17 protein-coding genes and 1 pseudogene are annotated in these 20553 nt (G+C 72.6%); 8 read left to right on the top strand and 10 right to left on the bottom strand.

From position 1 onward, the window contains the following. Positions 1-12: 12 nt before the first annotated feature. Positions 13-1716, bottom strand: coding sequence for an aldehyde dehydrogenase family protein (locus tag ACNYC2_RS04545; RefSeq protein WP_419705884.1), 1704 nt, complete (start codon positions 1714-1716; stop codon positions 13-15). Positions 1717-1874: 158 nt separating this feature from the next. Here ACNYC2_RS04545 and ACNYC2_RS04540 point away from each other — a divergent pair, with 158 nt between their 5' ends. Continuing rightward, entirely contained in the window at positions 1875-3062 is a 1188-nt protein-coding gene (locus tag ACNYC2_RS04540; protein ID WP_419705883.1) for a PucR family transcriptional regulator, read from the top strand. Between the two features lie 111 nt (positions 3063-3173). Further along, positions 3174-4348 (top strand): annotated as a pseudogene (locus ACNYC2_RS04535) (acyl-CoA dehydrogenase family protein). A gap of 172 nt (positions 4349-4520) precedes the next feature. On the opposite strand, the gene ACNYC2_RS04530 reads toward ACNYC2_RS04535, so the two are convergent. Together ACNYC2_RS04530 and ACNYC2_RS04525 are read right to left on the bottom strand one after the other, a co-directional pair. Further along, positions 4521-5741 carry a trans-sulfuration enzyme family protein gene (locus tag ACNYC2_RS04530; RefSeq protein ID WP_419705882.1) on the bottom strand — a complete coding sequence of 407 codons (1221 nt, stop codon included), beginning with the start codon at positions 5739-5741 and terminating at the stop codon, positions 4521-4523. A gap of 101 nt (positions 5742-5842) precedes the next feature. Further along, positions 5843-7150: an MFS transporter gene (locus ACNYC2_RS04525; RefSeq protein WP_419707775.1), complete on the bottom strand. Its 1308-nt coding sequence runs from the start codon at positions 7148-7150 to the stop codon at positions 5843-5845. A 79-nt stretch (positions 7151-7229) separates the two neighbouring features. Here ACNYC2_RS04525 and ACNYC2_RS04520 point away from each other — a divergent pair, with 79 nt between their 5' ends. Both ACNYC2_RS04520 and ACNYC2_RS04515 read left to right on the top strand, forming a co-directional pair. Beyond that, positions 7230-8204: a GlxA family transcriptional regulator gene (locus ACNYC2_RS04520; RefSeq protein WP_419705881.1), complete on the top strand. Its 975-nt coding sequence runs from the start codon at positions 7230-7232 to the stop codon at positions 8202-8204. A gap of 75 nt (positions 8205-8279) precedes the next feature. Beyond that, positions 8280-8975, top strand: a complete 696-nt coding sequence (locus tag ACNYC2_RS04515; protein ID WP_419705880.1) for an AMIN-like domain-containing (lipo)protein — start codon at positions 8280-8282, stop codon at positions 8973-8975. Between the two features lie 76 nt (positions 8976-9051). On the opposite strand, the gene ACNYC2_RS04510 is transcribed toward ACNYC2_RS04515, so the two are convergent. From ACNYC2_RS04510 to murA, 3 genes are all read right to left on the bottom strand, one after another. Next, positions 9052-10086 (bottom strand): NAD(P)H-dependent glycerol-3-phosphate dehydrogenase, encoded by a 1035-nt coding sequence (locus ACNYC2_RS04510; RefSeq protein WP_419705879.1) that lies wholly within the window; start codon positions 10084-10086, stop codon positions 9052-9054. Further along, positions 10083-10838, bottom strand: coding sequence for a lysophospholipid acyltransferase family protein (locus ACNYC2_RS04505; protein WP_419705878.1), 756 nt, complete (start codon positions 10836-10838; stop codon positions 10083-10085). Before ACNYC2_RS04505 ends, ACNYC2_RS04510 begins: the two co-directional genes overlap by 4 nt. Before the next feature lie 142 nt (positions 10839-10980). Next, positions 10981-12297 carry a UDP-N-acetylglucosamine 1-carboxyvinyltransferase gene (gene murA, locus ACNYC2_RS04500; protein WP_419705877.1) on the bottom strand — a complete coding sequence of 439 codons (1317 nt, stop codon included), beginning with the start codon at positions 12295-12297 and terminating at the stop codon, positions 10981-10983. 300 nt (positions 12298-12597) lie between these two features. Here murA and ACNYC2_RS04495 point away from each other — a divergent pair, with 300 nt between their 5' ends. Both ACNYC2_RS04495 and ACNYC2_RS04490 read left to right on the top strand, forming a co-directional pair. Continuing rightward, positions 12598-13977: an MFS transporter gene (locus ACNYC2_RS04495; RefSeq protein WP_419705876.1), complete on the top strand. Its 1380-nt coding sequence runs from the start codon at positions 12598-12600 to the stop codon at positions 13975-13977. A gap of 62 nt (positions 13978-14039) precedes the next feature. Continuing rightward, entirely contained in the window at positions 14040-14786 is a 747-nt protein-coding gene (locus tag ACNYC2_RS04490) for a sulfite exporter TauE/SafE family protein (protein ID WP_419705875.1), read from the top strand. A 92-nt stretch (positions 14787-14878) separates the two neighbouring features. Here the strand turns inward: ACNYC2_RS04490 and ACNYC2_RS04485 are convergent, their stop codons facing one another. The 4 genes from ACNYC2_RS04485 to ACNYC2_RS04470 form a co-directional block, all read right to left on the bottom strand. After that, positions 14879-16387, bottom strand: coding sequence for a tripartite tricarboxylate transporter permease (locus ACNYC2_RS04485; protein ID WP_419705874.1), 1509 nt, complete (start codon positions 16385-16387; stop codon positions 14879-14881). A gap of 10 nt (positions 16388-16397) precedes the next feature. Further along, positions 16398-16901 (bottom strand): tripartite tricarboxylate transporter TctB family protein, encoded by a 504-nt coding sequence (locus tag ACNYC2_RS04480; protein WP_419707774.1) that lies wholly within the window; start codon positions 16899-16901, stop codon positions 16398-16400. A 49-nt stretch (positions 16902-16950) separates the two neighbouring features. Then, positions 16951-17955, bottom strand: coding sequence for a tripartite tricarboxylate transporter substrate-binding protein (locus ACNYC2_RS04475; RefSeq protein ID WP_419705873.1), 1005 nt, complete (start codon positions 17953-17955; stop codon positions 16951-16953). A 118-nt stretch (positions 17956-18073) separates the two neighbouring features. Further along, positions 18074-19114: a cupin domain-containing protein gene (locus ACNYC2_RS04470; protein ID WP_419705872.1), complete on the bottom strand. Its 1041-nt coding sequence runs from the start codon at positions 19112-19114 to the stop codon at positions 18074-18076. A gap of 123 nt (positions 19115-19237) precedes the next feature. On the opposite strand from ACNYC2_RS04470, the gene ACNYC2_RS04465 reads away from it, so the two are divergent. Beyond that, positions 19238-20077: an NmrA family NAD(P)-binding protein gene (locus tag ACNYC2_RS04465; protein WP_419705871.1), complete on the top strand. Its 840-nt coding sequence runs from the start codon at positions 19238-19240 to the stop codon at positions 20075-20077. Further along, positions 20074-20484 carry a DUF4345 family protein gene (locus ACNYC2_RS04460; protein ID WP_419705870.1) on the top strand — a complete coding sequence of 137 codons (411 nt, stop codon included), beginning with the start codon at positions 20074-20076 and terminating at the stop codon, positions 20482-20484. The genes ACNYC2_RS04465 and ACNYC2_RS04460 overlap by 4 nt, the downstream gene beginning before the upstream one ends. Positions 20485-20553 lie beyond the last annotated feature (69 nt).

The raw sequence follows: 20553 nt of genomic DNA, 5'->3' as shown, positions 1-20553 counted from the left end.
AGCATTCTGCCGTCAGGAACGGAAGGCCGCGAGCAGCACCGGCACCAGCCGCTTCCACGACGGCGCCGCGGCGTAGCAGGTGAGCGCCCGGCCCGTGTCGGTCACGCTCCGGGAGCTCCCGAACCACGGCGGCTTCGGGAAGAGCGAGAGCTCGCCGTGCAGCACGCTGCGCGGGAACGCGCGGAACGGCCCCGTCACGACGCTGCGCTCGGGCCCGGCGAGCAGGTGCCCGTTGTGCACGACGTCGATCCCGGAGCCGACGTCGGACACCGTGTGCCCGGGGAACGCGCCCCACGTGGCGCCGGACAGGAGGAAGCCCATGCCGGTCCACGCGTTGATCGCGATGTTGCCGTAGCGCAGGTCGGCGATCGCGGCGTCGAACACGGCGCCTGCCGCCCTGCGGTCCTCGGGCCGCACCAGCACGTTCGCGCCCAGCGTCCCGTACAGGGAGTCGTTGGCGAAGCCGACGGCGGCCCGCAGGAACGCCGTGCCCTGCCCGGGTAGCTGCGTCCACGCGAGCACCGGTGCGAAGTACTCGTCGGCGCACGCCGGGTCGTCCGCGGCGATCTCCATCAGGAGGCTGCCGTCGATGTGCTCGGCGCCGGGGTGCGCGTCGGCCGCCCGCGCGACCTTGGCGTCCGCGCCCGGGTACCAGGTGCCGCGCGCCGGCGTCGTCGCCAGGGCGCGCCGCAGCTCGTCGAGGAACGCGTCCTTCTGCGCCCAGTCCGCCGACAGCACGACCACCTGGCCCGCCACGCAGTTGTGGCCGGCGTTGTGCAGGCGCATGGTCGCCACGTGCTCGGCCTGGAACCGCAGGTCGGCGGCGCTCCACCGGCCGGGGACCACGATGACGGGCGCGACGCCGCCCAGCTCGCTCGTGATCGGCACCGTGAGCCTCGGGTCGCCCGCCGCCCGACGCCGCTCGGCCTCCTCACCGGTGCCCCACACGATCGCGTCGTGCGTGACGGCGGAGCCGGTGATGTGCACCTTGTCGATGCCGCCGTGCCCCGTGAGGTAGGCGCCGACGGCGGCGTCGCCGTTGACGATCCGGACCACACCGGCCTCGATCAGGGGCGCGAGGGCCGCGCGGTACACCTCGAGCAGGCCGGCGAAGGTGGGGTTGAGCTTCACGAGCGACGCACGGTTGTGCGCGACGAGCTCGTAGAAGGCGTCGAGCGGCGCGATGGACGAGACGTTGCCGGCGCCGAGCACCAGCCCGACGCCGCCGTACTCGCCCACCGTGCCGGCCCGCAGCCCCGCCTCGGCGCGCACCTGCCGCTCCGGCACGCCCGGCGGCATCCACACCTCGGCCTGGAAGCCGTTGAACAGCACCCACTCCTTGGCGGTGCGCGGCAGGACCCGCACCGCCACGCGGCCACCCGGCGCGGTGCCGACGGCGAGCCCGTCGAGCGGCGACCCGCCCGCCGCGAGCGCCTCGTAGGACTGCGCGTAGGTGGCTGCGCTCTCCAGCGCGCCGTACGGGCCGGTCATCCACTCCTCGCCCGTCCAGGGAGCGGACGGCGCGATGTGCTTGGCCTCGGCGGCGGCCGTCACCCACTCCCCGGCGACACCGGCGATCGACGCGTGCACCCGCCGGAACATCGCTCCCCGGTCCGCGACGGGTAACCGTGCCCACCGTTCGGCACCGGCCCTGAGCTCCTCGACCGCCTTGTCGAGCTCGCGCTCCGTGGTGGCTCGCGTGTCCATCACGCTCATCAGCTGTCTCCTTCGACCGCACCGCATCCGACCGGGGCCCGCACCCACTGACCCGCACTGCAATAGCCTAGGGGCGCCGACGACCCCGGGCGAGACCCCCGGACTTTACATCTCGACCTTCAGTGCACAGTGAGGCCGCCGCCGTTAGGCTGCCTGGCATGTCGGACATGGCCGTCAGCAGGGCCGCCAGTGGGGCCGTCAGTGGGCGTCACGACCTGCGTGATGCGCTCGACCTGCTGAGCGAGCAGGTCGCCGACGAGATCCTGCACGCCGAGCCCGTCGACCCCGATGCCCACCTCCCGGCCGCCGTCGTCCAGCCCCTGGTGCGGGCCAACCTGGCGGAGATCCTCGCCGCGCTCGCCGGCGAGCCGTCGTCGCTCGAACCCGCGCGGGAGACCGGCCGCGTCACCGCCGCCGAGGGCATGCCGCTGGACCTGCTGCAGCACGCCTACCGGCTGGCCGGCCTGCGCATCTGGGAGGAGCTCGCCCGACGGCTGCGCTCCCGGACGGACACCACCGCGCTGCTCCGCGCCTCGTCGCGCGTCTGGTTCGCCATCGACCGTTCGTCCAACGTGGCGGTGCGGACCCATCTCGAGTCCAGCGCCGGGCTGAGCGGGAACATGGCCCGCACCGAGCTCCTGCGCGGCGTCCTCACCGGGGCGGTGCACGACCTCGAGACCGCCCGGCGCGCGCTCGGCCTGCCCGCCGACGTGATGCTCGTGGTCGCCGTCACGGCACCGGGCATGCCCGCCGTCCCCGCTACGGGCACGGCTCCCGCCGCCACGGACGGCGGTGCCGGGGAACCGGATCGGCCGACCGTCCGCTGGCTCACGCACGAGGGCGCCCGGCTGACCCTCGTGGCCGCGCGCACCTCCGAGGACACGTACAACGCCCTGACGGGCCTCGCCGCGCACAGCCGGACCGGCGCGAGCCGGCCGTTCACCCGTCTGGCCGACGCGCCCGCCGCTCTCGTCGAGGCCCGCACGGCGGTGCGGTCACTGCCCCTGGGCCGGGTGGGGCTCGCCCGGTACGGCGACCGTCCGCTGGACGCGCTGCTCGTGGCCGACGGCGAACGCGCCGCCGAGCTCGCGACCGCGGTGCTGAGCGGGCTCAGGGACCGCGACCCGCGCGACGAGGAGCTGTTGCTCGCCACCGTCGAGGCCTGGTTCGAGCACGGCGGGTCCGGCACCAGGGCCGCGGCGGCGCTGCACTGCCACCGCAACACGGTGCTGAACCGGCTCGCGCGGGTCGCCGACCTGACGGGCCGCGACATCAACGACCCCCGGGGCGCCGCCGAGCTGTACGCGGCGGTGCGCGCCCTCCGCCTCCAGGGCGAGCCGCCCTAGGCCTCGGCGGAGGCCGCGCGGACTTGAGGCGGACTTGAGGCGGCTTCGAGCGGGTGATATTCGATGGCCGTTCCGGCCCCACGACCTGGCCCCGCGCATTAGCCTCGGGACGTGACCCCTCTCCTGTCCGACGAGCTGCTCGCCTCCTTGCGCGAACGCGCCGCCGACTACGACCGAGACAACGCATTCTTCGCCGAGGACCTGGCCGATCTGCAGGCCGCCGGCTATCTCGGTGCGATGGTCCCCACCGCGCTCGGCGGCGCGGGCCGCACGCTCCGCGAGACGGCTCGCGAACAGGCCAGGCTGTCCGCCCACGCGCCCGCGACGGCGCTGGCCGTGAACATGCACCACGTGTGGGTGGGCGTCGGCCGCTACCTGCACGAACGTGGCGACTCGTCGCTGGACTGGCTGCTGGCGGAGGCCGCGTCGGGAGAGATCTTCGGCTTCGGCTACTCCGAGCCCGGCAACGACCTGGTGCTGCTCGGCTCACGTACCGAGGCGCGGCCCGACGGCGCGGGGGGGCTACTCGTTCCACGGCCGCAAGATCTTCACGTCGAACTCCCCCCGCCTGGACGCGGCTGGGCGTGCTCGGGCTCGACTCGTCGAAGAACGGACGGCGCGCCGAGCCCCGGCTCGTGCACGCCTTCGTCACGCGTGACGGCGGCGGGTTCGAGATCCTGGACGACTGGGACACGATAGGCATGCGCGCCTCCCAGTCGCGGTCCACGCTGCTCGACGGCGCGCACGCGCCCGCCGAGCGGGTGCTGCGGCTGCTGCCGCCCGGGCCGTCGCTCGACCCGTACGTCCTGGGCATCTTCACGTCGTTCGAGGTGCTGCTCTCCTCGGTCTACGCGGGGATCGCGGACCGGGCGCTGGAGCTCGCCGTCGAGGCCGCGGGGCGTCGCACGTCGATGAAGACCGGCAAGAAGTACAGCCAGGACCCGGACGTCCGCCGTCGGATCGCCGACATGGCCCTGGCGCAGGACAGCGTCTGGCTCCAGATCGACGGGATCACCCGCGACCTCGACGCCTCGGCGTCGGACAGCACGCTGGACCGGGGCGCGGGCTGGTTCCGGGCGACCGCCGGGCTGAAGGTGCGCGTCACCGAGACGGCGCGCGAGGTCGTGGACCAGGCCGTCCGGGTGTCCGGCGGCTCTACCTACTTCAACGGGTCCGAGCTGGGCCGCCTCTACCGCGACGTGCTCGCGGGGATCTTCCACCCGTCCAGCGACGACTCGGCCCACGCGATGATCGCCCAGTCCCTCCTGGGCCCCCTGGACGACTGACCGCTCCACGAAGCAGAACCCTGGCGAAGCAGAACCCTGGCGAAGTAGAGCGTGCGTCCGGACACCCCCTCTACTTCGGCGTCGTGGTGGGCGCGAGGTAGAGCGGGTGTCCGGACACCCGCTCTACTTCGCGGGGTCGGGTCGGGTGGGTGAGTTGGGTGAGTTGGGTGGGTCAGGGGGTGCGGAGGGCCTGGTCCAGGTCTGACCAGAGGTCCTCCACGTCCTCGATGCCCACCGACAGGCGCAGCAGGTCCTCGGGGACCGTCTGCGCCTCGGTGCCCCAGCGGCGGCGGCGCTCCAGCATGGACTCCACCCCGCCGAGCGACGTCGCGGGGAGCCACAGGCGCACGGCGTCGACGACGGCGTCGGCCCGGCCGACCGGGTCCGCGGCCCCCGCCCGCGCCTTCGGCCGGACGCCGATGATCGCGCCGAACCCGTTCATCTGGGCCTTGGCCCGTGCGTGGCCGGGGTCGCCGGGCAGCGAGGGGTGCCGCACCTCGGCGACCTCGGGGTGCTCGGCGAGGCGCCGGGCCAGCTCGGCCGCGCTCGCCTGGGCGCGCTCGAAACGCAGCGCCAGGGTGCGCAGGCCGCGCAGCGCCAGCCACACCTCGAACGGTCCGGCGATCGCGCCGTGCAGCGTGCGGTGCTCGCGCAGAGTCGCGGCGAGGTCGGCGTCGCGTGTCACGAGCGCGCCCAGCACGACGTCGGAGTGGCCCGCGAGATACTTCGTCACCGAGTGCAGCACGACGTCGGCGCCGTGCTCCAGCGGGCGCTGGCCCAGCGGCGTCGCGAAGGTGTTGTCGACCACCGAGCGGACGCCCGCGGCGCGCGCCGCACCGAGCACGGCGGGCAGGTCGGCGACCTCCAGCATCGGGTTGGTGGGCGACTCCACGAGCAGCAGGTCGGCGCCGTCGAGGGCCGCCACCACGGCGTCGGTGTCGGCGATGTCGACGTACCGCAGGGTCACGCCGTGCCGCTCCGAGATCTGGCGCGCGAGCACCATGCCCGCCTGGTAGGCGTGCCGGGGCAGCACGAGCGTGCCGCCGTCGGGCAGCAGGGAGAAGACGGCGGCGACCGCCGCCATCCCGGACGAGAACACGAGCGCCTCCGCGGGCTGCTGCGCACCGCCCGCCGCGTCGCCGTCCGCCGGCCCGGCCGTGCCGCCGTCCTCGAGGGCGGCCAGCGCCTCCTCGAACGGGTGCCAGGCGTCGTTGTCGCCGCGCGCGTACGACAGCTCGTCCGGCGTGACGACGCCGCGCGAGACGTACGTGGAGTTCATCGGGACGGACGGGTTGATGTGCCCGCCCTGGGCGCGGGCGGGACGCCCGGCGGAGACGACGATCGTGGCGGGCGAGAGCGCGGACCGCTCGGGGTGCTCAGGGGTGGTGCTCATGGCGGCGAGAATACGGCGGCCCCGCGGCCGGCGCCCCGTCCGTCCGCAGGGCGGCCCGACCCGGCAGGCGCCGTGTCAGACCCACAGGTCACCCAGGTGACTCACAGGTCTGACACGTGCACCCGGCGCTTCCGGATCACCAGCGACATGAGCGCGGCGCCCGCGCACAGGACGCCTGCGCCGTACCAGACGGCGTCGTAGGTGCCGGTCAGGTCACGCACCAGGCCGCCCGCGAACGCCACGACGCCGGCGCCGACCTGGTGCGAGGCGAGCACCCAGCCGAACACGATGGGCGCGTCCTCGCCGTAGAACTCGCGGCACAGGGCGAGGGTGGGCGGCACGGTCGCCACCCAGTCCAGCCCGTAGAACACGATGAAGAACACCATCGGCAGCTCCACGGAGGGCGCCATGAGCGACGGCAGGAACAGCAGCGCGACGCCGCGCAGCGTGTAGTAGACGCCCAGCAGGACGCGCGGCGAGTAGCGGTCGGTCAGCCAGCCCGACCCGATCGTGCCGATCACATCGACCACCCCGATGACCGCGAGCAGGCTCGCGGCGACCGTGATCGGCATGCCGTGGTCGTGCGCGCCGGGCACGAAGTGGGTGCGGACCAGCCCGTTCGTCGTCGCGCCGCAGATCGCGAACGCGCCGGCGAGGAGCCAGAACGGGCCGGTGCGGGCGGCGTCGAACAGAGCGGTGACCGCGCGCCTGGCGGCGCCACGGGCGGGCGCGGGCTTCGGCACGTACTCGCCGCCGTAGGGCGCGAGGCCCAGGTCCGCGGGGTGGTCGCGCAGCAGGAACAGCACGAGCGGGATCGCCACGAGCGCAGCGATGGCCACCGTGACCGACGCCGGGCGCCAGCCCTGGTTCTCGACGATCCACGCGAGCAGCGGCAGGAACACGAGCTGGCCCGACGCCGTCGCCGCCGTCAGCACGCCGCTGACCAGGCCGCGCCGCGCCACGAACCAGCGCCCGGTCACGGTCGCGGTGAACGCCAGCGCCATGCTGCCGCTGCCCACCCCGACCAGGAGCCCCCAGCCGAGGATGAACTGCCACGGCTCCGACATCCACACGGTCGACAGCGCGCCCACCGTGATGACGACCAGCGCGGCCGTGACCACCGGACGCATGCCGAACCGGTCCATGAGCGCGGCGGCGAACGGCGCCGTCAGCCCGTACAGGATGACCTGCAGGCCGACGCCGAAGCCGATGGTCGCGCGCGACCAGCCGAGCTCCGCGTTCAGCGGCTCCACGAACAGGCCGGGCGCGGCAGTGAACGCGGCGGCGCTCATGACGGTCACGAAGCTGACCGCGGCGACCCACCAGGCGGGATGGATCCGGGGTGTCCGAGGGCGGGGGGCCGACGGCGGGGCCGACGCGCCACCGGCGTCGGGCACGGGCGTGCTGATCTGTGTCACGGCCTCAGTCTGCTCGGGCGGAGCGACCGGTGACAGTGACCGGAAGGTCACTGTCCAATAGGATCGGGCCATGACCGCACCGCACCGCGTCGCCGTGCTGATCGTCGACGGGTTCATCCCGTTCGAGCTCGGGATCGCGCACCGGATCTTCGGCATCGCACGGGACGCCGAGCGCAGGCCCCTCTACGAGGTGGTGACGTGCACCGCGGGCGCGCCCGGCCCGGTGCAGTCCGACTCGGACGTGGTGGTGCAGGTCGCGCACGGCCCCGAGGCGCTGGAGACGGCGGACACGGTGGTCGTCCCGGCGTCGCACGAGTTCGGGCCGGTGTACGACCAGGGCCGGCTCACCCCGGAGCTCGAGGACGCCTTCCGGCGCATCCGGCCGGGCACCCGGATCATGTCGATCTGCATCGGCGCGTTCGCGCTGGCCGCCGCCGGGATCCTCGACGGCCGCCCCGCCACCACGCACTGGAGCTCGGCCGAGCACTTCCAGGACCTGTTCCCCCAGGTCAAGATGGATCCCGGCGTCCTGTACACGGACGACGGCGACGTGCTCACCGCGGCGGGCGTCGCATCCGGGATAGACCTGTGCCTGCACGTGGTGCGGCGCGACCACGGCGCCGCCGTCGCGCTCGACGTCGCCCGCCGCACCGTGGTGCCGCCCCACCGGGACGGCGGCCAGGCGCAGTACATCGCGCGGCCCATGCCTGACGCCGACGGGCCCGGCACCGCCGCGACCCGCGCCTGGGCGGCCGAGCGGCTGGCCGAGCCCGTGACGCTGGCCGCCATGGCCCGGCACGCGGCGATGTCCGTGCGGACGTTCACCCGCCGGTTCCGCGAGGAGACGGGCGAGAGCCCCGGGCAGTGGCTGCTGCGGCTGCGGGTCGAGCACGCACGGACCCTGCTGGAGTCCACCGACCTACCGGTCGAGCAGGTGGCGCGGCGGTGCGGTTTCGGCACCGCGCAGTCCTTGCGCGCACACGTGCAGGCGACCCTCGGCGTGACGCCGACGGCCTACCGCCGGACGTTCCAGGGGGCCGCCTGAACGCGCAGGTTGCAGTTCGGCGCCGTCCAGCGCCTCACCCGGCCGCACGGCCCCGGACCGGACTAGCCTCGGTCCATGGGGACACGACGGAGAGCTGCCACGTTCACGCGGGCCGGTGCGCTGCTCGCGGCGCTGCTCCTGGTCGGCTGCACCAGCGGTCAGGCAGGGCCCGACGAGCCGTTGCCGGGCGTGTCCGACCCCACGCCGGTCGTCTCGGAGCCGGCCGAGCCGACGCCGTCGGACACCAAGGCCACCGAGGACCCGGGGACGGACGGCACACCCGAGCCGGGCGCCACCGCCACCGAGACGGCCACGGGCCCGCCGTTCGCCGCCGACACCGAGCCGGACACCGCCGAGCCGACGGGCGAGGGCGAGACGTTCCTGTCCGTCACCGACATCCGTGTCGCCGAGCACGACCGCTACGACCGCGTGGTCTTCGACCTCGACGGCACGGGTAGCGGCCGGCCCGGCTGGCGCGTCGAGTACGTCGACGAGGCGACCGACGACGGCTCCGGGCACACCGTCCAGGTCGGCGGCGACGCGATCCTGCGGGTGTCGCTCTCCGGCACGGCGAACCCGATGGACAGCGGCGTCGAGGAGTTCCCGGGCGACCGCATCGAGCCCGACACGGAGTCGGTGGACGAGATCGTGTACCGCTACTGGTTCGAGGGGTACACGACGGCGTTCCTCGGGATCGACGAGGGCAAGCGGCCGTTCCGGGTCTTCCTCCTGGAGAACCCGACCCGCGTGGTGCTCGACGTCCAGCACTGACCCGTCCGCCCTGCGACGTGTCAGAAGCTCAGGTCACCGGAGTGACCTGAGCTTCTGACACGGACACCGGACGCCGTCAGCCGGCGACCTCCGACTTCTTGGGCCGCGCCAGCAGCGTGGCCGCGAGGTCGGCCAGCGGCAGCTTGCCGGCCAGCACCTCGACGACGCCCGCGGTGATCGGCATCTCGACGTCGTGCGCCCGAGCCAGCTCCAGCACCGACTCCGACGACTTCACGCCCTCGGCCGTGCCGCCGGTCACCTTGATCGCCTCAGCGAGCGTGAGCCCCTCGCCGATGTGCTTGCCGAGCCGGTGGTTACGCGACAGCGGTGAAGCGCAAGTCGCCGTCAGGTCGCCCATGCCGGCCAGCCCGGAGAACGTGGCGGGCTCGGCCCCGAGCGCGAGGCCGAGGCGCGTGATCTCCACGAGGCCGCGCGTGATGAGCGTCGCCAGCGTGTTCCAGCCGAAGCCCTGCCCCTGCGCCATGCCGGCGGCCAGCGCGATGATGTTCTTCACCGCGCCGCACAGCTCCACGCCGACCACGTCGGTGTTCGTGTAGGGGCGGAAGTACCCGGTCGAGCAGGCGTCCGCCACGAGCTGGGCGGTGGCCTCGCTGCGCGAGGCCACCACGGTCGCCGTCGGCTGCCGCTCGGCGATCTCGGGCGCCAGGTTGGGCCCGGAGACGACGGCGACCCGCTCGTCGGGCAGGTCCAGCACCTCGGCCATGACCTGGCTCATGCGCTTGTCCGTGCCGAGCTCGACACCCTTCATCAGGGAGACGACGACGGCGTCCGGCTCGACCAGGTCCTTCATCGACGACAGGGTCGCGCGGGCGACCTGGGACGGCACCGAGACGACCACGATCGACGCGCCCTTGAGGGCGACCGCCGGGTCGGTCGTGCCGTGCATCGCGGGCAGCTGCACGCCCGGCAGGTACTTCTCGTTGCGGTGCGTCTGGTCCACGGCGTCGAGCACCACGGCGTCGCGACCCCACAGGGTGACGTCGCACCCGGCGTCGGCCAGGACCATGGCGAAGGTGGTGCCCATCGAGCCGGCGCCGAGCACGGCGACCTTTGTCGGGTCGGGCAGGCTGACGGGCGGGGCGGCGCTCACGGGCGCTCCACCGGGGGGTAGGTAGTCATCTTGGCCTCGTAGTCGGGGTGCTTGCGCAGGTCGAACCTCGGCCTGGGCGCCACCTCGCCGCGGATCTGCTCGAGCTCGGCGGTGATGGCGTCCATGATGCGGCTGGTGGCCTCGCGCAGCGTAGCGGTGTCCTGCGGACGGTCGTACAGGTCGCTCAGGTCGACGGGCGGGCCGGTCTGGATGGTCACCTTCTTGCGCGGCCAGGGCCAGCGCAGCATGCCGTACCGCGGCATGATCTCGGTGACGCCCCACTGCGCCACCGGGAGCACCGGCAGGCGGGTCGTCAGGGCGATCCGGGCCACGCCGGTCTTGCCCTCCATGGGCCAGTACTCGGGGTCCCGCGTCAGCGTCCCTTCAGGCAGGATCGCCACGCAGGCGCCGTCGCCGAGCTGGCTCGCGGCCTCCTTGAGCGACTCGGTCGCCTTGGCGGACTCGCGGTCCACCGGGATCATCTTGGTGCCCCGCAGGGCCCACCCCGTCAGCGGCGAGGTGAACAGGCCACGCTTGGCCAGGATGCGCGGCTCACGGCCCATGTCGAAGAGGTAGTGCGCCAGCGTCAGTGCGTCGAGCTCGGTGACATGGTTGGCCGCGGCGATGAACCCGCCCTTGGCCGGGAAGTTCTCCTCACCCTTCCACTCGTACCTGCACAACGAGAACATGAGGTTCCGCACGATGAACGCGATGAAGCGGTACATGCGTGACTCAGGGCGTGGGATGGACACGGTCGGAAAGGATACTCGGCCCTGCTGCGCCGGGTGGCCGTGGGAGGTCTGTCGAAGTAGAGCGCTTGTCCGGGTCTCCCGGGGCTACCCCGGGGAGGCTCGGACAAGCGCTCTACTTCAACAGATCTCTCACCAGTTAAGGTCAGCCGCGGGTTACGTCTGCGCCCAGGGCGAGGAGCTTGTCCTGGAAGTTCTCGTAGCCGCGGTCGATGAGACCGATGCCGCGCACCGTGGACTGCCCCTTGGCGGCCAGGGCCGCGATGAGGTGGCTGAACCCGCCGCGCAGGTCCGGCACCTCGATGTCGGCCGCGGAGAGCGGCGTCGGGCCGGAGATGACGGCGGAGTGGTGGAAGTTGCGCTGGCCGAACCGGCAGTCGCGCCCGCCCAGGCACTCCTTGTAGACCTGGATGGTCGCGCCCATCTTGCGCAGCGCGTCCGTGAAGCCGAAGCGGTTCTCGTACACGGTCTCGTGCACGATCGACAGGCCGGTGGCCTGCGTGAGCGCGACGACGAGCGGCTGCTGCCAGTCGGTCATGAAGCCGGGGTGGACGTCGGTCTCGAGCACGATGGACTTCAGGTCGCCGCCGGCGTGCCAGAAGCGGATGCCGTCGTCCTGCACCTCGAACCGGCCGCCGACCTTCCGGAAGGTGTTGAGGAACGTCATCATCTCGGGCTGCGTGGCGCCCTTGACGGTGATGTCGCCGCCCGTGGCGAGGGCCGCCGCGGCCCAGGACGCGGTCTCGATCCGGTCGTTCAGGGCGGTGTGGCTGTAGCCCTCGAGGCGGTCGACGCCCTCGATGCGGATCACGCGGTCGGTGTCGACCGAGATGATGGCGCCCATCTTCTGCAGCACCGCGATGAGATCCATGATCTCCGGCTCGATCGCCGCGCCCGAGAGCTCGGTGATCCCGTCCGCGCGGACGGCTGTGAGCAGCGTCTGCTCGGTGGCGCCCACGGACGGGTACGGCAGGGAGATCTTGGTGCCCTGGAGACGGCGCGGCGCCCGCAGGTGGATGCCGTTGGGCCGCTTGTCCACGACGGCGCCGAACTGGCGCAGGATGTCGAGGTGGTAGTCGATCGGCCGGTCGCCGATGCGGCAGCCGCCCAGGTCAGGGATGAAGGCCTCGCCGAGCCGGTGCAGCAGCGGCCCGCAGAACAGGATCGGGATACGGCTGGAACCCGCGTGGGCGTCGATGTCGGCCACGTGCGCCGACTCCACGTTGGACGGGTCGAGGTCCAGGATGCCCGCGTCGGTGTCGTACTTGACGTTCACGCCATGCAGGTCCAGGAGCCCCGAGACAACCTTGACGTCGCGGATCTGCGGTACGTTCCGCAGCACGCTGGGGGTCTCCCCCAGCAGGGAAGCCACCATGGACTTCGACACGAAGTTCTTTGCGCCTCGAACGGTGATGGTCCCGTTCAACGGGTTGCCGCCGTTCACATACAGCAGATCGTTCATATCCTCGTCGTCATCTCGTTGTACCGATGATGGATTTCCGATGGCGGGGTCGGACTCTCAATGGCTGAGGGTGCCCGGGTCGGTCCTGATCCTTGCCCCCCACCGCCGGTCGTGCCAACACGGGCACGGGCGGGAGTATTCACCGTTCACTACACCTTCACTCGCGACGCACGCTGCCGCATCACGACACGCCAGGTGCGCACACGCCCGTGAGGTCGCGCTCGGCAGCCTACGTCAAGGGGCCATCCACACAATGAGACGGCCTTTCCGGATCGCGGACCTCCTCCTAATGTCCCAGGCATGAGCACCTCCGCATCTTCGACCGCCGGGACCGCCTCCGGCGGTCAGGGCGCGCCTCCGGCCGGCAACCCCCGGGGCCGCGTCGTCGTCGCGTCCCTCATCGGCACCTCCATCGAGTTCTACGACTTCTACATCTACGCGACCGCGGCGTCGCTGGTGTTCCCGGCGCTGTTCTTCCCGAACGCCCAGGACCCGACGACGCAGCTCCTGTCGTCCTTCGCCGTGTTCGGCGTCGCGTTCGTCGCACGGCCCGTCGGGTCGGTGCTGTTCGGTCACTTCGGCGACCGGATCGGCCGCAAGACCACCCTCGTCGCCTCGCTGCTGACGATGGGTATCGCGACGATCCTGATCGGCCTCATCCCCGCGGCGTCCACCCCGGGCTGGGCCCTGGCCGCGCCCGCGGTGCTCGTGCTCTGCCGGTTCGCCCAGGGCCTCGGCCTCGGCGGCGAGTGGAGCGGTGCCGCGCTGCTCGCCACGGAGAACGCCCCGCAGGGCAAGCGCGCCATCTACGGCACGTTCCCGCAGCTGGGCGCGCCCATCGGCTTCATCCTGGCCAACACGGTGTTCATCGCCCTGTCGACCGCCCTCACGCCGGAGCAGTTCGCCGACTGGGGCTGGCGCATCCCGTTCCTCGCGTCCGCGATCCTGGTGATCGTCGGCCTGTGGGTGCGGCTCTCGCTGCTGGAGACGCCGGCGTTCCGCAAGGTGCTCGAGGCCGAGGCCGTCACCAAGGTGCCCGTGGCCCGCGTGTTCCGCACGTCCTGGAAGCAGATCGTGTCCGGCACGTTCATCATGCTGGCCACCTACGTGCTGTTCTACCTGATGACGACGTTCACGCTGAACTACGGCGTCGCCCCGACCGCGCCCACCGACGGCGCCCCGGCCGGCCTGGGCTACGAGAAGATCGACTTCCTCTGGATGCTGATCATCGGTGTGGTGTTCTTCGGCGTCTTCACGCTGGTGTCCGGTCCGCTCGCGGAGCGGTTCGGCCGCCGCAAGCACCTGATCTGGGTCACCGTGGCGATCATCCTGTTCGGCGGGTCGTTCGTGCCGCTGTTCGCGGCGGGCGACGTCGGCGTGCAGACGCTGCTGATCCTCGGCTTCACGCTCATGGGCCTCACGTTCGGCCCGATGGCCGCCGTCCTGCCGGAGCTGTTCCCGTCCAACGTCAGGTACACGGGCTCGGGTGTCGCGTACAACCTGTCGTCGGTGCTCGGCGCGGCAGTGGCCCCGTTCATCGCGGTGTGGCTGTGGGCCCAGGCCGGCTCCCCCGTCCTGGTGGGCGTCTACCTGTCCGCGATGGCGGTGATCACGCTGGTCGCCCTGCTCCTGACGCGCGAGACGCGGGACGTCGAGTACGACACCAACGTCAGCGCCTGACGCAACCACGCTGTCCCACCACGCTGTCCCACCGTCGAACGACGGCGGGATAGCGTGGCCGGGTGGAGACGACGGCCCTGATCGCAGCCTGCGTCGCCGTCGTACTCGGGGCCGGCCTGCAGCGCGTCGCCGGGATGGGCCTCGGCATGGTGGCCGCCCCGGTGCTCACCGTGTTCCTCGGGGCGTCGGTCGGCGTCCTGGTCAGCAACGTCGCCGCCATCGTGACGGCGCTGCTCATCCTGCGGGCGCTGCGCGACCGGGTCGAGTGGCGGCGCGTCGTGACGATCCTGCCGCTGATGCTCGTCGGCTCGGTGCTCGGCGCGCTCACCGTGCGCGAGGCCGACGCCGCGTGGCTCGACGTCATCGTCGGCGGGTCGGTGCTGCTCGCGCTGGTGGCGTCGGCGATCCTCCGCCGGCGGGTCCGGCTCGAGGGCCGGTCCGTGGCCGTCGCGACCGGCCTGGCGGCGGGCTTCATGAACACGACGTCGGGTGTGGCCGCACCCGCGTGGACCGCCTACGCGCTGGCCACCCGCTGGGACCACCGGTCGTTCGCCGCGACCCTGCAGCCGCTGCTCGTCGTCATGAACACCATGTCGATAGCCACCAAGCTGGCCTTCGGCGCGATCCCGCCCGGCCACCTCCCGGCGTGGTGGGTCTGGCCGCTGCTCCTTGCCGGCGTGCTCGCGGGCGTAGGACTCGGGGCCCTCCTGGCGCGCCGGATCCCCACCCGGGCCGCGTCGGCCATCGCGCTGACGATAGCCGTGGCGGGCGCGGTCACAGCCCTGGCGCGAGGCCTGCTCACGATCTGAGCTCCCCACGTGTCAGACGCTCCCGGACGTGTCAGATGTACAGGTCACTCGGGTGACCTGAGTGTCTGACACGTGCGGGGGTTTCTGACAGGTCACTCGTCTTCCGCGAAGACAACGTCCCGCTTGCGCCGGATCATCGGCAGCACCGTGACCACCAGCACGACCGCCGCGAGCGCCAGCAGCACCCCGGAGATGGGTCGCGTGACGAAGACGGTAGGGTCACCGCGCGAGAGGAGCAGCGCCCTGCGCAGGTTGTCCTCCAGCAGGGGTCCGAGCACGAACCCGAGCAGCAGCGGCGCCGGCTCGCACCCGGCCCGGATCAGCACGAAGCCCAGCACGCCGAAGACGGCGACCGCGAGCACGTCGTACGGGTTCTGGCTCAGCGAGTAGGTCCCGATGCAGGCGAACACCACGATCGCCGGGAACAGGACCGAGTACGGCACCGAGAGCATGCGCACCCACAGCCCGACGAGCGGCAGGTTGAGCAGCACCAGCAGCACGTTGCCGATCCACATCGACGCGATCAGGCCCCAGACGAGGGCGGGCTGCTCGGTCATCACGTCGGGGCCCGGCGTGATGCCCTGGATGATGAACGCCCCGGCCATGAGTGCCATCACGGGGTTGGCGGGCAGGCCGAGCGTCAGCAGCGGGATGAACGACGTCTGCGCCGCCGCGTTGTTCGCCGACTCCGGTCCAGCCACGCCCGCGATCGCCCCGTGCCCGAACTCGCCCGGGTTCCGCGAGACGCGCTTCTCCACGGCGTAGGAGGCGTACGAGGCGAGGATGTGCCCGCCGCCCGGCAGCACACCGAGCAGGGAGCCGAGGCCGGTCGCGCGGAGCACCGGGCCGACGATCTGCCGCAGCTCCGTCCGGCTGGGCCACAGGTTCGCCACGCGGCTCACGACCCGGGTCCTGGTCCGCGGGTCGTGCAGGTTGCGCAGGATCTCGGCGATGCCGAACACGCCGACGGCGACCGCGACGAAGTTCAGGCCCTGGTACAGCTCGCGCAGGCCGAACGTGAACCGCGGCGTGCCGGTGTAGGTGTCCTGTCCCAGCGTGCCGAGCAGGATGCCGAACACGATCATCGCGAGCGCCTTGAGCGTGGACCCGCTCGCCAGCGCGATCGACGCGATGAGGCCCAGGACCACCAGCGAGAAGTACTCGGCGGAGCCGAACGACAGCGCGGCGCGAGCCAGCACCGGGGCGGCGACGGCGAGCACCACCGTCGCGACGGTCCCGGCGACGAACGACCCGATCGCCGCCACGGCGAGCGCCACGCCGGCCCGCCCGGCGCGCGCCATCTCGTGCCCGTCGATCGCCGTCACCGCTGCCGACGACTCCCCGGGCAGGTTGAGCAGGATCGCCGTCGTCGACCCGCCGTACTGGGCGCCGTAGTAGATGCCCGCGAGCATGATGAGGGCCGACGTCGGGTCGTCGAACCCGAAGGTGATCGGGAGCAGCAGGGCGATGGTCGCCGTCGGCCCGATGCCGGGCAGCACGCCGACGGCGGTGCCGAGCGCCACGCCGAGCAGGCAGAACAGGACGTTCTGCCACTGCAGCGCCTCGGAGAACCCGAGGGTGAGGTTGTCGAGCAGGTCCATCTGGGGCCTCCTACCCGCCGAGCCAGTCGCCGAACAGCGCGAGCCGCAGCTGCAGGAGGACCACGAAGATGATCCAGCTCGCGAGCGTCAGGCCGACGGCGACGGCCAGGGCCCGCAGCGGTCTGGTGCCGGGCCGTGCCATGGCCGCGAGCAGGCCAGTGCCGAAGGTCGCGGGCAGCAGGCCCAGACCGTCGACGGTGAGCGCGAAGAACCCCACGGCGGCAAAGATCGCCACCGTCGGGCGCCACTGGATCCCGGCGAGCGGCCGGGGGTCCGGGACGTCCGGGTCGGGTTTCATACGGTCGGACGGCGGGGCGTCGGACACCTCGCCGTCGGACACCGCGCCCGGCGCCGGGTCCGGGGCGACGTACGCCTTGCCGACGATGACGCCGCCGAGCGCGGCGAGCACCAGGCCCAGTGCGAACGGCACGTACCCCGGCCCCATCTCGAGGAGGGAGCCGAGGTCGTACCCGAGCGCCCCGATGGCGAAGGCCGCGCCGAGCCCGACGAAGATCAGGCCCGAGACGAGGTCACCCGTCGAGCGGGGCCGGAGGACGCCGATGTCAGCCTCCCTGTCCGGCGCCGATGATCTCGCCCCAGGTCGCGATCTGCTCCTCCAGCAGCGCCGCGTGCGCCTCCGGGGTGGCCTGGTCCTCGCTCACGGGCGCCGTGCCGAGGTCTGCCATCTGGTCGATCACCGTCTGGTCGGCCAGGGCCACCTGGAGCGACTCGGTGAGCTTGGTGACGATCTCGTCGGGCGTCTCGGCCGGGACGTACAGGCCGTGCCACACGCTGACCTCGATGTCGGGCTGGCCGCCCTCGGCCGTCGTGGGCAGGTCCGGGAGCGCGTCGATGCGCTCCGGCGTCGTCACCGCGTACGCCTTGACCTCGCCCGCCGTGATCTGGCCGGTCGTGTTCGTGGTCTGGTCGCACATGAAGTCGACCTGGCCGCCGACGAGCTCGGTCATCGCGGGACCCGTGCCGTCGTAGGGCACCGCCGTCACCTCGACGCCGAGGGCGTTCGTCAGGAGCAGGCCGCACAGGTTCGACGCCGAGCCCTCGCCGGCGTGCGCCATCGTCACCGTGTCGGCGTTCTCCTGGACGTAGGTCACGAACTCCTCGAACGTCTCCGGCTCGAAGTCGGAACGCGCGATGATCGTCATGGGCACCTCGGTGACGAGGCCCACCGGCTTGAAGTCGGCCACCGGGTCGTAGGCGAGGTCGTCGTAGAGCGCGGGCGCCGTGGACATGCCGATGTGGTGCATGAGCACCGTGTAGCCGTCCGGGTCGGCCGTGGCGGCCTGGCCCGCCCCGACGGTGCCGCCCGCGCCGTCGACGTTCTGCACCACGAGCTGTACGCCCAGGTCCTCCGACATGGGCTCGGCGACCATGCGGGTCACGGTGTCGGTGGGGCCGCCGGCGGAGAACGGCACGATCACCTCGATGTCGTCCTCGGGGTAGGCGGCGGGGTCGCCGCCACCACCTGAGGAACAGGCGGCCAGGACGAGACCGAGGCCGGCCAGCGCACCGATGCGCGCGGCCACCTTCCGGGGTCCAGCGGGATTCATGTCCGTCTCCGATCATCGTTGATCCGGCAGAGGTTGATCCGTGTACTGATTCGCGACAGTACCGCCGGGCCTGTGACGGCCGCCACAAAGTGGACGCGGTTTTGACCGAACGGTGACCTCAGCGCACGGCGTCCGACGCCGTCCGCAGCGACCCGGCGGACCGGGCCGGCCCGGAGCGGCGCACCGCTCCGGGCGATGCGCCGTGGTGCCGCTTGAAGGCCCTGCCGAACGCCGCCTCGGAGCCGTAGCCCACCTGGCGGGAGATCGCGGCGACCGAGTCGGTCGTGGTGGTCAGCGCGGTGTACGCCTGCTCCAGGCGCCAGCCGGCCAGGTAGCGCATCGGGGGCTCGCCCAGCAGCGCCGTGAACCGCTCGGCGAACGCGGACCGCGACATGCCCGCCTGCCGGGCGAGCTCCACGAGGCTCCAGTCGTGCTCGGGACGAGCGTGCAGCCTGGCGAGCGCACGGCCGACGTGCGGGTCCCGCAGGGCGGCGAGCCAGCCGGTGCTCGCATCGGAGGAGGTGCGCAGCCACTGCCGCAGGACGTGGATGACCAGCACGTCCGCGAGCCTCGTCATCACCGCCTCGCCTCCCGGCTCCAGGGTCTGCGCCTCGTCGGCCAGCAGGCGCAGCACGGTCCCGAACGCGCCGGTCCGGCCGCCGTCCCAGGCATCCACGCGGATCAGCTCGGGCAGCTCGGCGACCAGCCGCGCGGTCAGCGGCTCGTCGACGGTCATCGCGGCATAGGCGATCTGCGTGCGCTCCCCGCCGCCGCCGAACCGCATGCGCTCGTAGGTCTCCCCCACCCGCTCGACCGGTATGTCGAGCAGCCCGGTGCTCGGCGCGCCGGCCGAGCTCAGCAGCCGGTGCGGGACGCCGCGCGTGATCAGCGCGGCGCTCCCCGCCTCCAGGGTGTGCAGCTCGCCGCCGATCTCCAGGACGCACCGGCCCGAGAGCACCACCGGCAGCATCATGCACGGCTCGATCGCCGGGAACGCCACACCCCAGGGCGCGGTGAGGTCGGCCTGGCAGTACAGCGCGCCGGTGAAGCGCAGCAGATGGAGACCGTCGCCGACCGGCGCCGCGTCGTCCTGCGGTCCGGTCAGGACCATCGTCGGCACGGGCAGACCGGTGTCCGGAGCGGGGCGCGAGTTGATCATGCGTCCAGCCTGGCATGCCGATCTACCGTACGTCCGGAATACGTCCAAGGTCCTGGACGCACGGCACAGAACTCCGGACGTGAGGGGATGTTGCGTCCGGCCTGCCGGACCCACGATGGACGCATGGTCACCAACACACACCCCACGCAGCAGCCCACCTTCGCCGTGATCGGCGCCACCGGCAAGACCGGACGGCGCGTGGCGGCCCTTCTCGAGTCCCGCGGCCACACCGTCCGCCGGCTCGCCCGCGGCACCGCGCAGCGGTTCGACTGGGAGCAGCCGGACGGCTGGGCCCAGGCCCTGGACGGCGTCGACCGCCTCTACGTCACCTACGTCCCCGACCTCGCGGCACCCGGCGCGGACGTCGCGATCACCCGCCTCACCGAGGTCGCCAAGGAAGCGGGCGTGCAGCGCATCGTGCTGCTCTCCGGGCGCGGCGAGCTCGGTGCTCGCCGCTGCGAGGACATAGTGCTCGGCTCGGGCATTCCCTCGACGGTGGTCAGCGCCGGCTGGTTCACCCAGAACTTCACCGAGGGCATGCTGGCCGGTGCCCTGGAGACCGGGGTGCTCGCGCTGGCCGCCGGCGACGTGCGGGAGCCCTTCATCTCCGTCGACGACGTCGCCGCCGTGGTCACCGAGGCCCTCACGGGCGACGGGCACGCTGGCCGCCGGTACGAGGTGACCGGTCCCGAGTCGCTGACGCTGGCCGAGGTCGCCGCCCTGCTCACCGAGCTGAGCGGGCGCGACGTCCAGTACCTGCCGATGACGTTCGACGAGTTCCACGCCGCCGTCGCCGCCGAGGCCGGGGCCGAGACCGCGACGCTGCTCACCGAGCTCTGCCGCGAGGTGTTCGACGGCCGCAACGAGTCACCGGCCGACGGCGTCCGCCAGGTCCTCGGGCGCGCGCCCCGTGCCATGCGGACGGTGCTCACCGAGGCGCTGGCGACGGGGCAGCGCGCGTGACACGAGGGCGGAACGTGCTGCGCAGGGTCGTGCTCGCTGTCACGGGCGTCACGCTGGTCGCTGTCGGCGGGGGTGTGGCGCTCGTGCCCCAGGCGTTCTACGGCGGATACGGCATCACCCTGGCCGACGGCGCGCAGCTGCTCGGCGAGCTGCGCGCCTCGGGGCTCGCCCTGCTCCTGCTGGGTGCTCTCGTCGGCACCGGCGCGCTGGTCGGCCGCCTGGCCCCGACATCGGCCCTCGTGGGCACGGTCACGATGCTCGCCCACGCCGCGGGGCGACTACTCTCCTGGATCGCCGACGGCGGCCTGGCCCCCGGGCTGGTCGCCGCCGGCGTGGCTGAGCTCGTCCTGGGCACGGCGTGCCTGTGGGTGCTGCGGCCGCGGCGAGAGCGCAGCGCCGATGAGTAAGGGCCCGGTCGGTCGTCGGTAGGTACGGGGCGCCACGGCCGTGCCGCACCCGACACGTTGGAGGACACC

The sequence above is a fragment of the Promicromonospora sp. NFX87 genome (genome assembly GCF_048564965.1).
GTDB lineage: Bacteria > Actinomycetota > Actinomycetes > Actinomycetales > Cellulomonadaceae > Promicromonospora.
Note: the sequence above shows the minus strand (reverse complement) of the source record. Positions and strands in the feature narration are given on the sequence as shown.

What these genes read in the sequence shown, in the direction of transcription:
- ACNYC2_RS04545 (WP_419705884.1), bottom strand. Translation starts at nt 1,716, where the DNA reads ATGAGCGTGATGGACACGCGAGCCACCACGGAGCGCGAGCTCGACAAG.
- ACNYC2_RS04540 (WP_419705883.1), top strand. Translation starts at nt 1,875, where the DNA reads ATGTCGGACATGGCCGTCAGCAGGGCCGCCAGTGGGGCCGTCAGTGGG.
- ACNYC2_RS04530 (WP_419705882.1), bottom strand. Translation starts at nt 5,741, where the DNA reads ATGAGCACCACCCCTGAGCACCCCGAGCGGTCCGCGCTCTCGCCCGCC.
- ACNYC2_RS04520 (WP_419705881.1), top strand. Translation starts at nt 7,230, where the DNA reads ATGACCGCACCGCACCGCGTCGCCGTGCTGATCGTCGACGGGTTCATC.
- ACNYC2_RS04515 (WP_419705880.1), top strand. Translation starts at nt 8,280, where the DNA reads ATGGGGACACGACGGAGAGCTGCCACGTTCACGCGGGCCGGTGCGCTG.
- murA (WP_419705877.1), bottom strand. Translation starts at nt 12,297, where the DNA reads ATGAACGATCTGCTGTATGTGAACGGCGGCAACCCGTTGAACGGGACC.
- ACNYC2_RS04495 (WP_419705876.1), top strand. Translation starts at nt 12,598, where the DNA reads ATGAGCACCTCCGCATCTTCGACCGCCGGGACCGCCTCCGGCGGTCAG.
- ACNYC2_RS04485 (WP_419705874.1), bottom strand. Translation starts at nt 16,387, where the DNA reads ATGGACCTGCTCGACAACCTCACCCTCGGGTTCTCCGAGGCGCTGCAG.
- ACNYC2_RS04475 (WP_419705873.1), bottom strand. Translation starts at nt 17,955, where the DNA reads ATGAATCCCGCTGGACCCCGGAAGGTGGCCGCGCGCATCGGTGCGCTG.
- ACNYC2_RS04470 (WP_419705872.1), bottom strand. Translation starts at nt 19,114, where the DNA reads ATGATCAACTCGCGCCCCGCTCCGGACACCGGTCTGCCCGTGCCGACG.
- ACNYC2_RS04465 (WP_419705871.1), top strand. Translation starts at nt 19,238, where the DNA reads ATGGTCACCAACACACACCCCACGCAGCAGCCCACCTTCGCCGTGATC.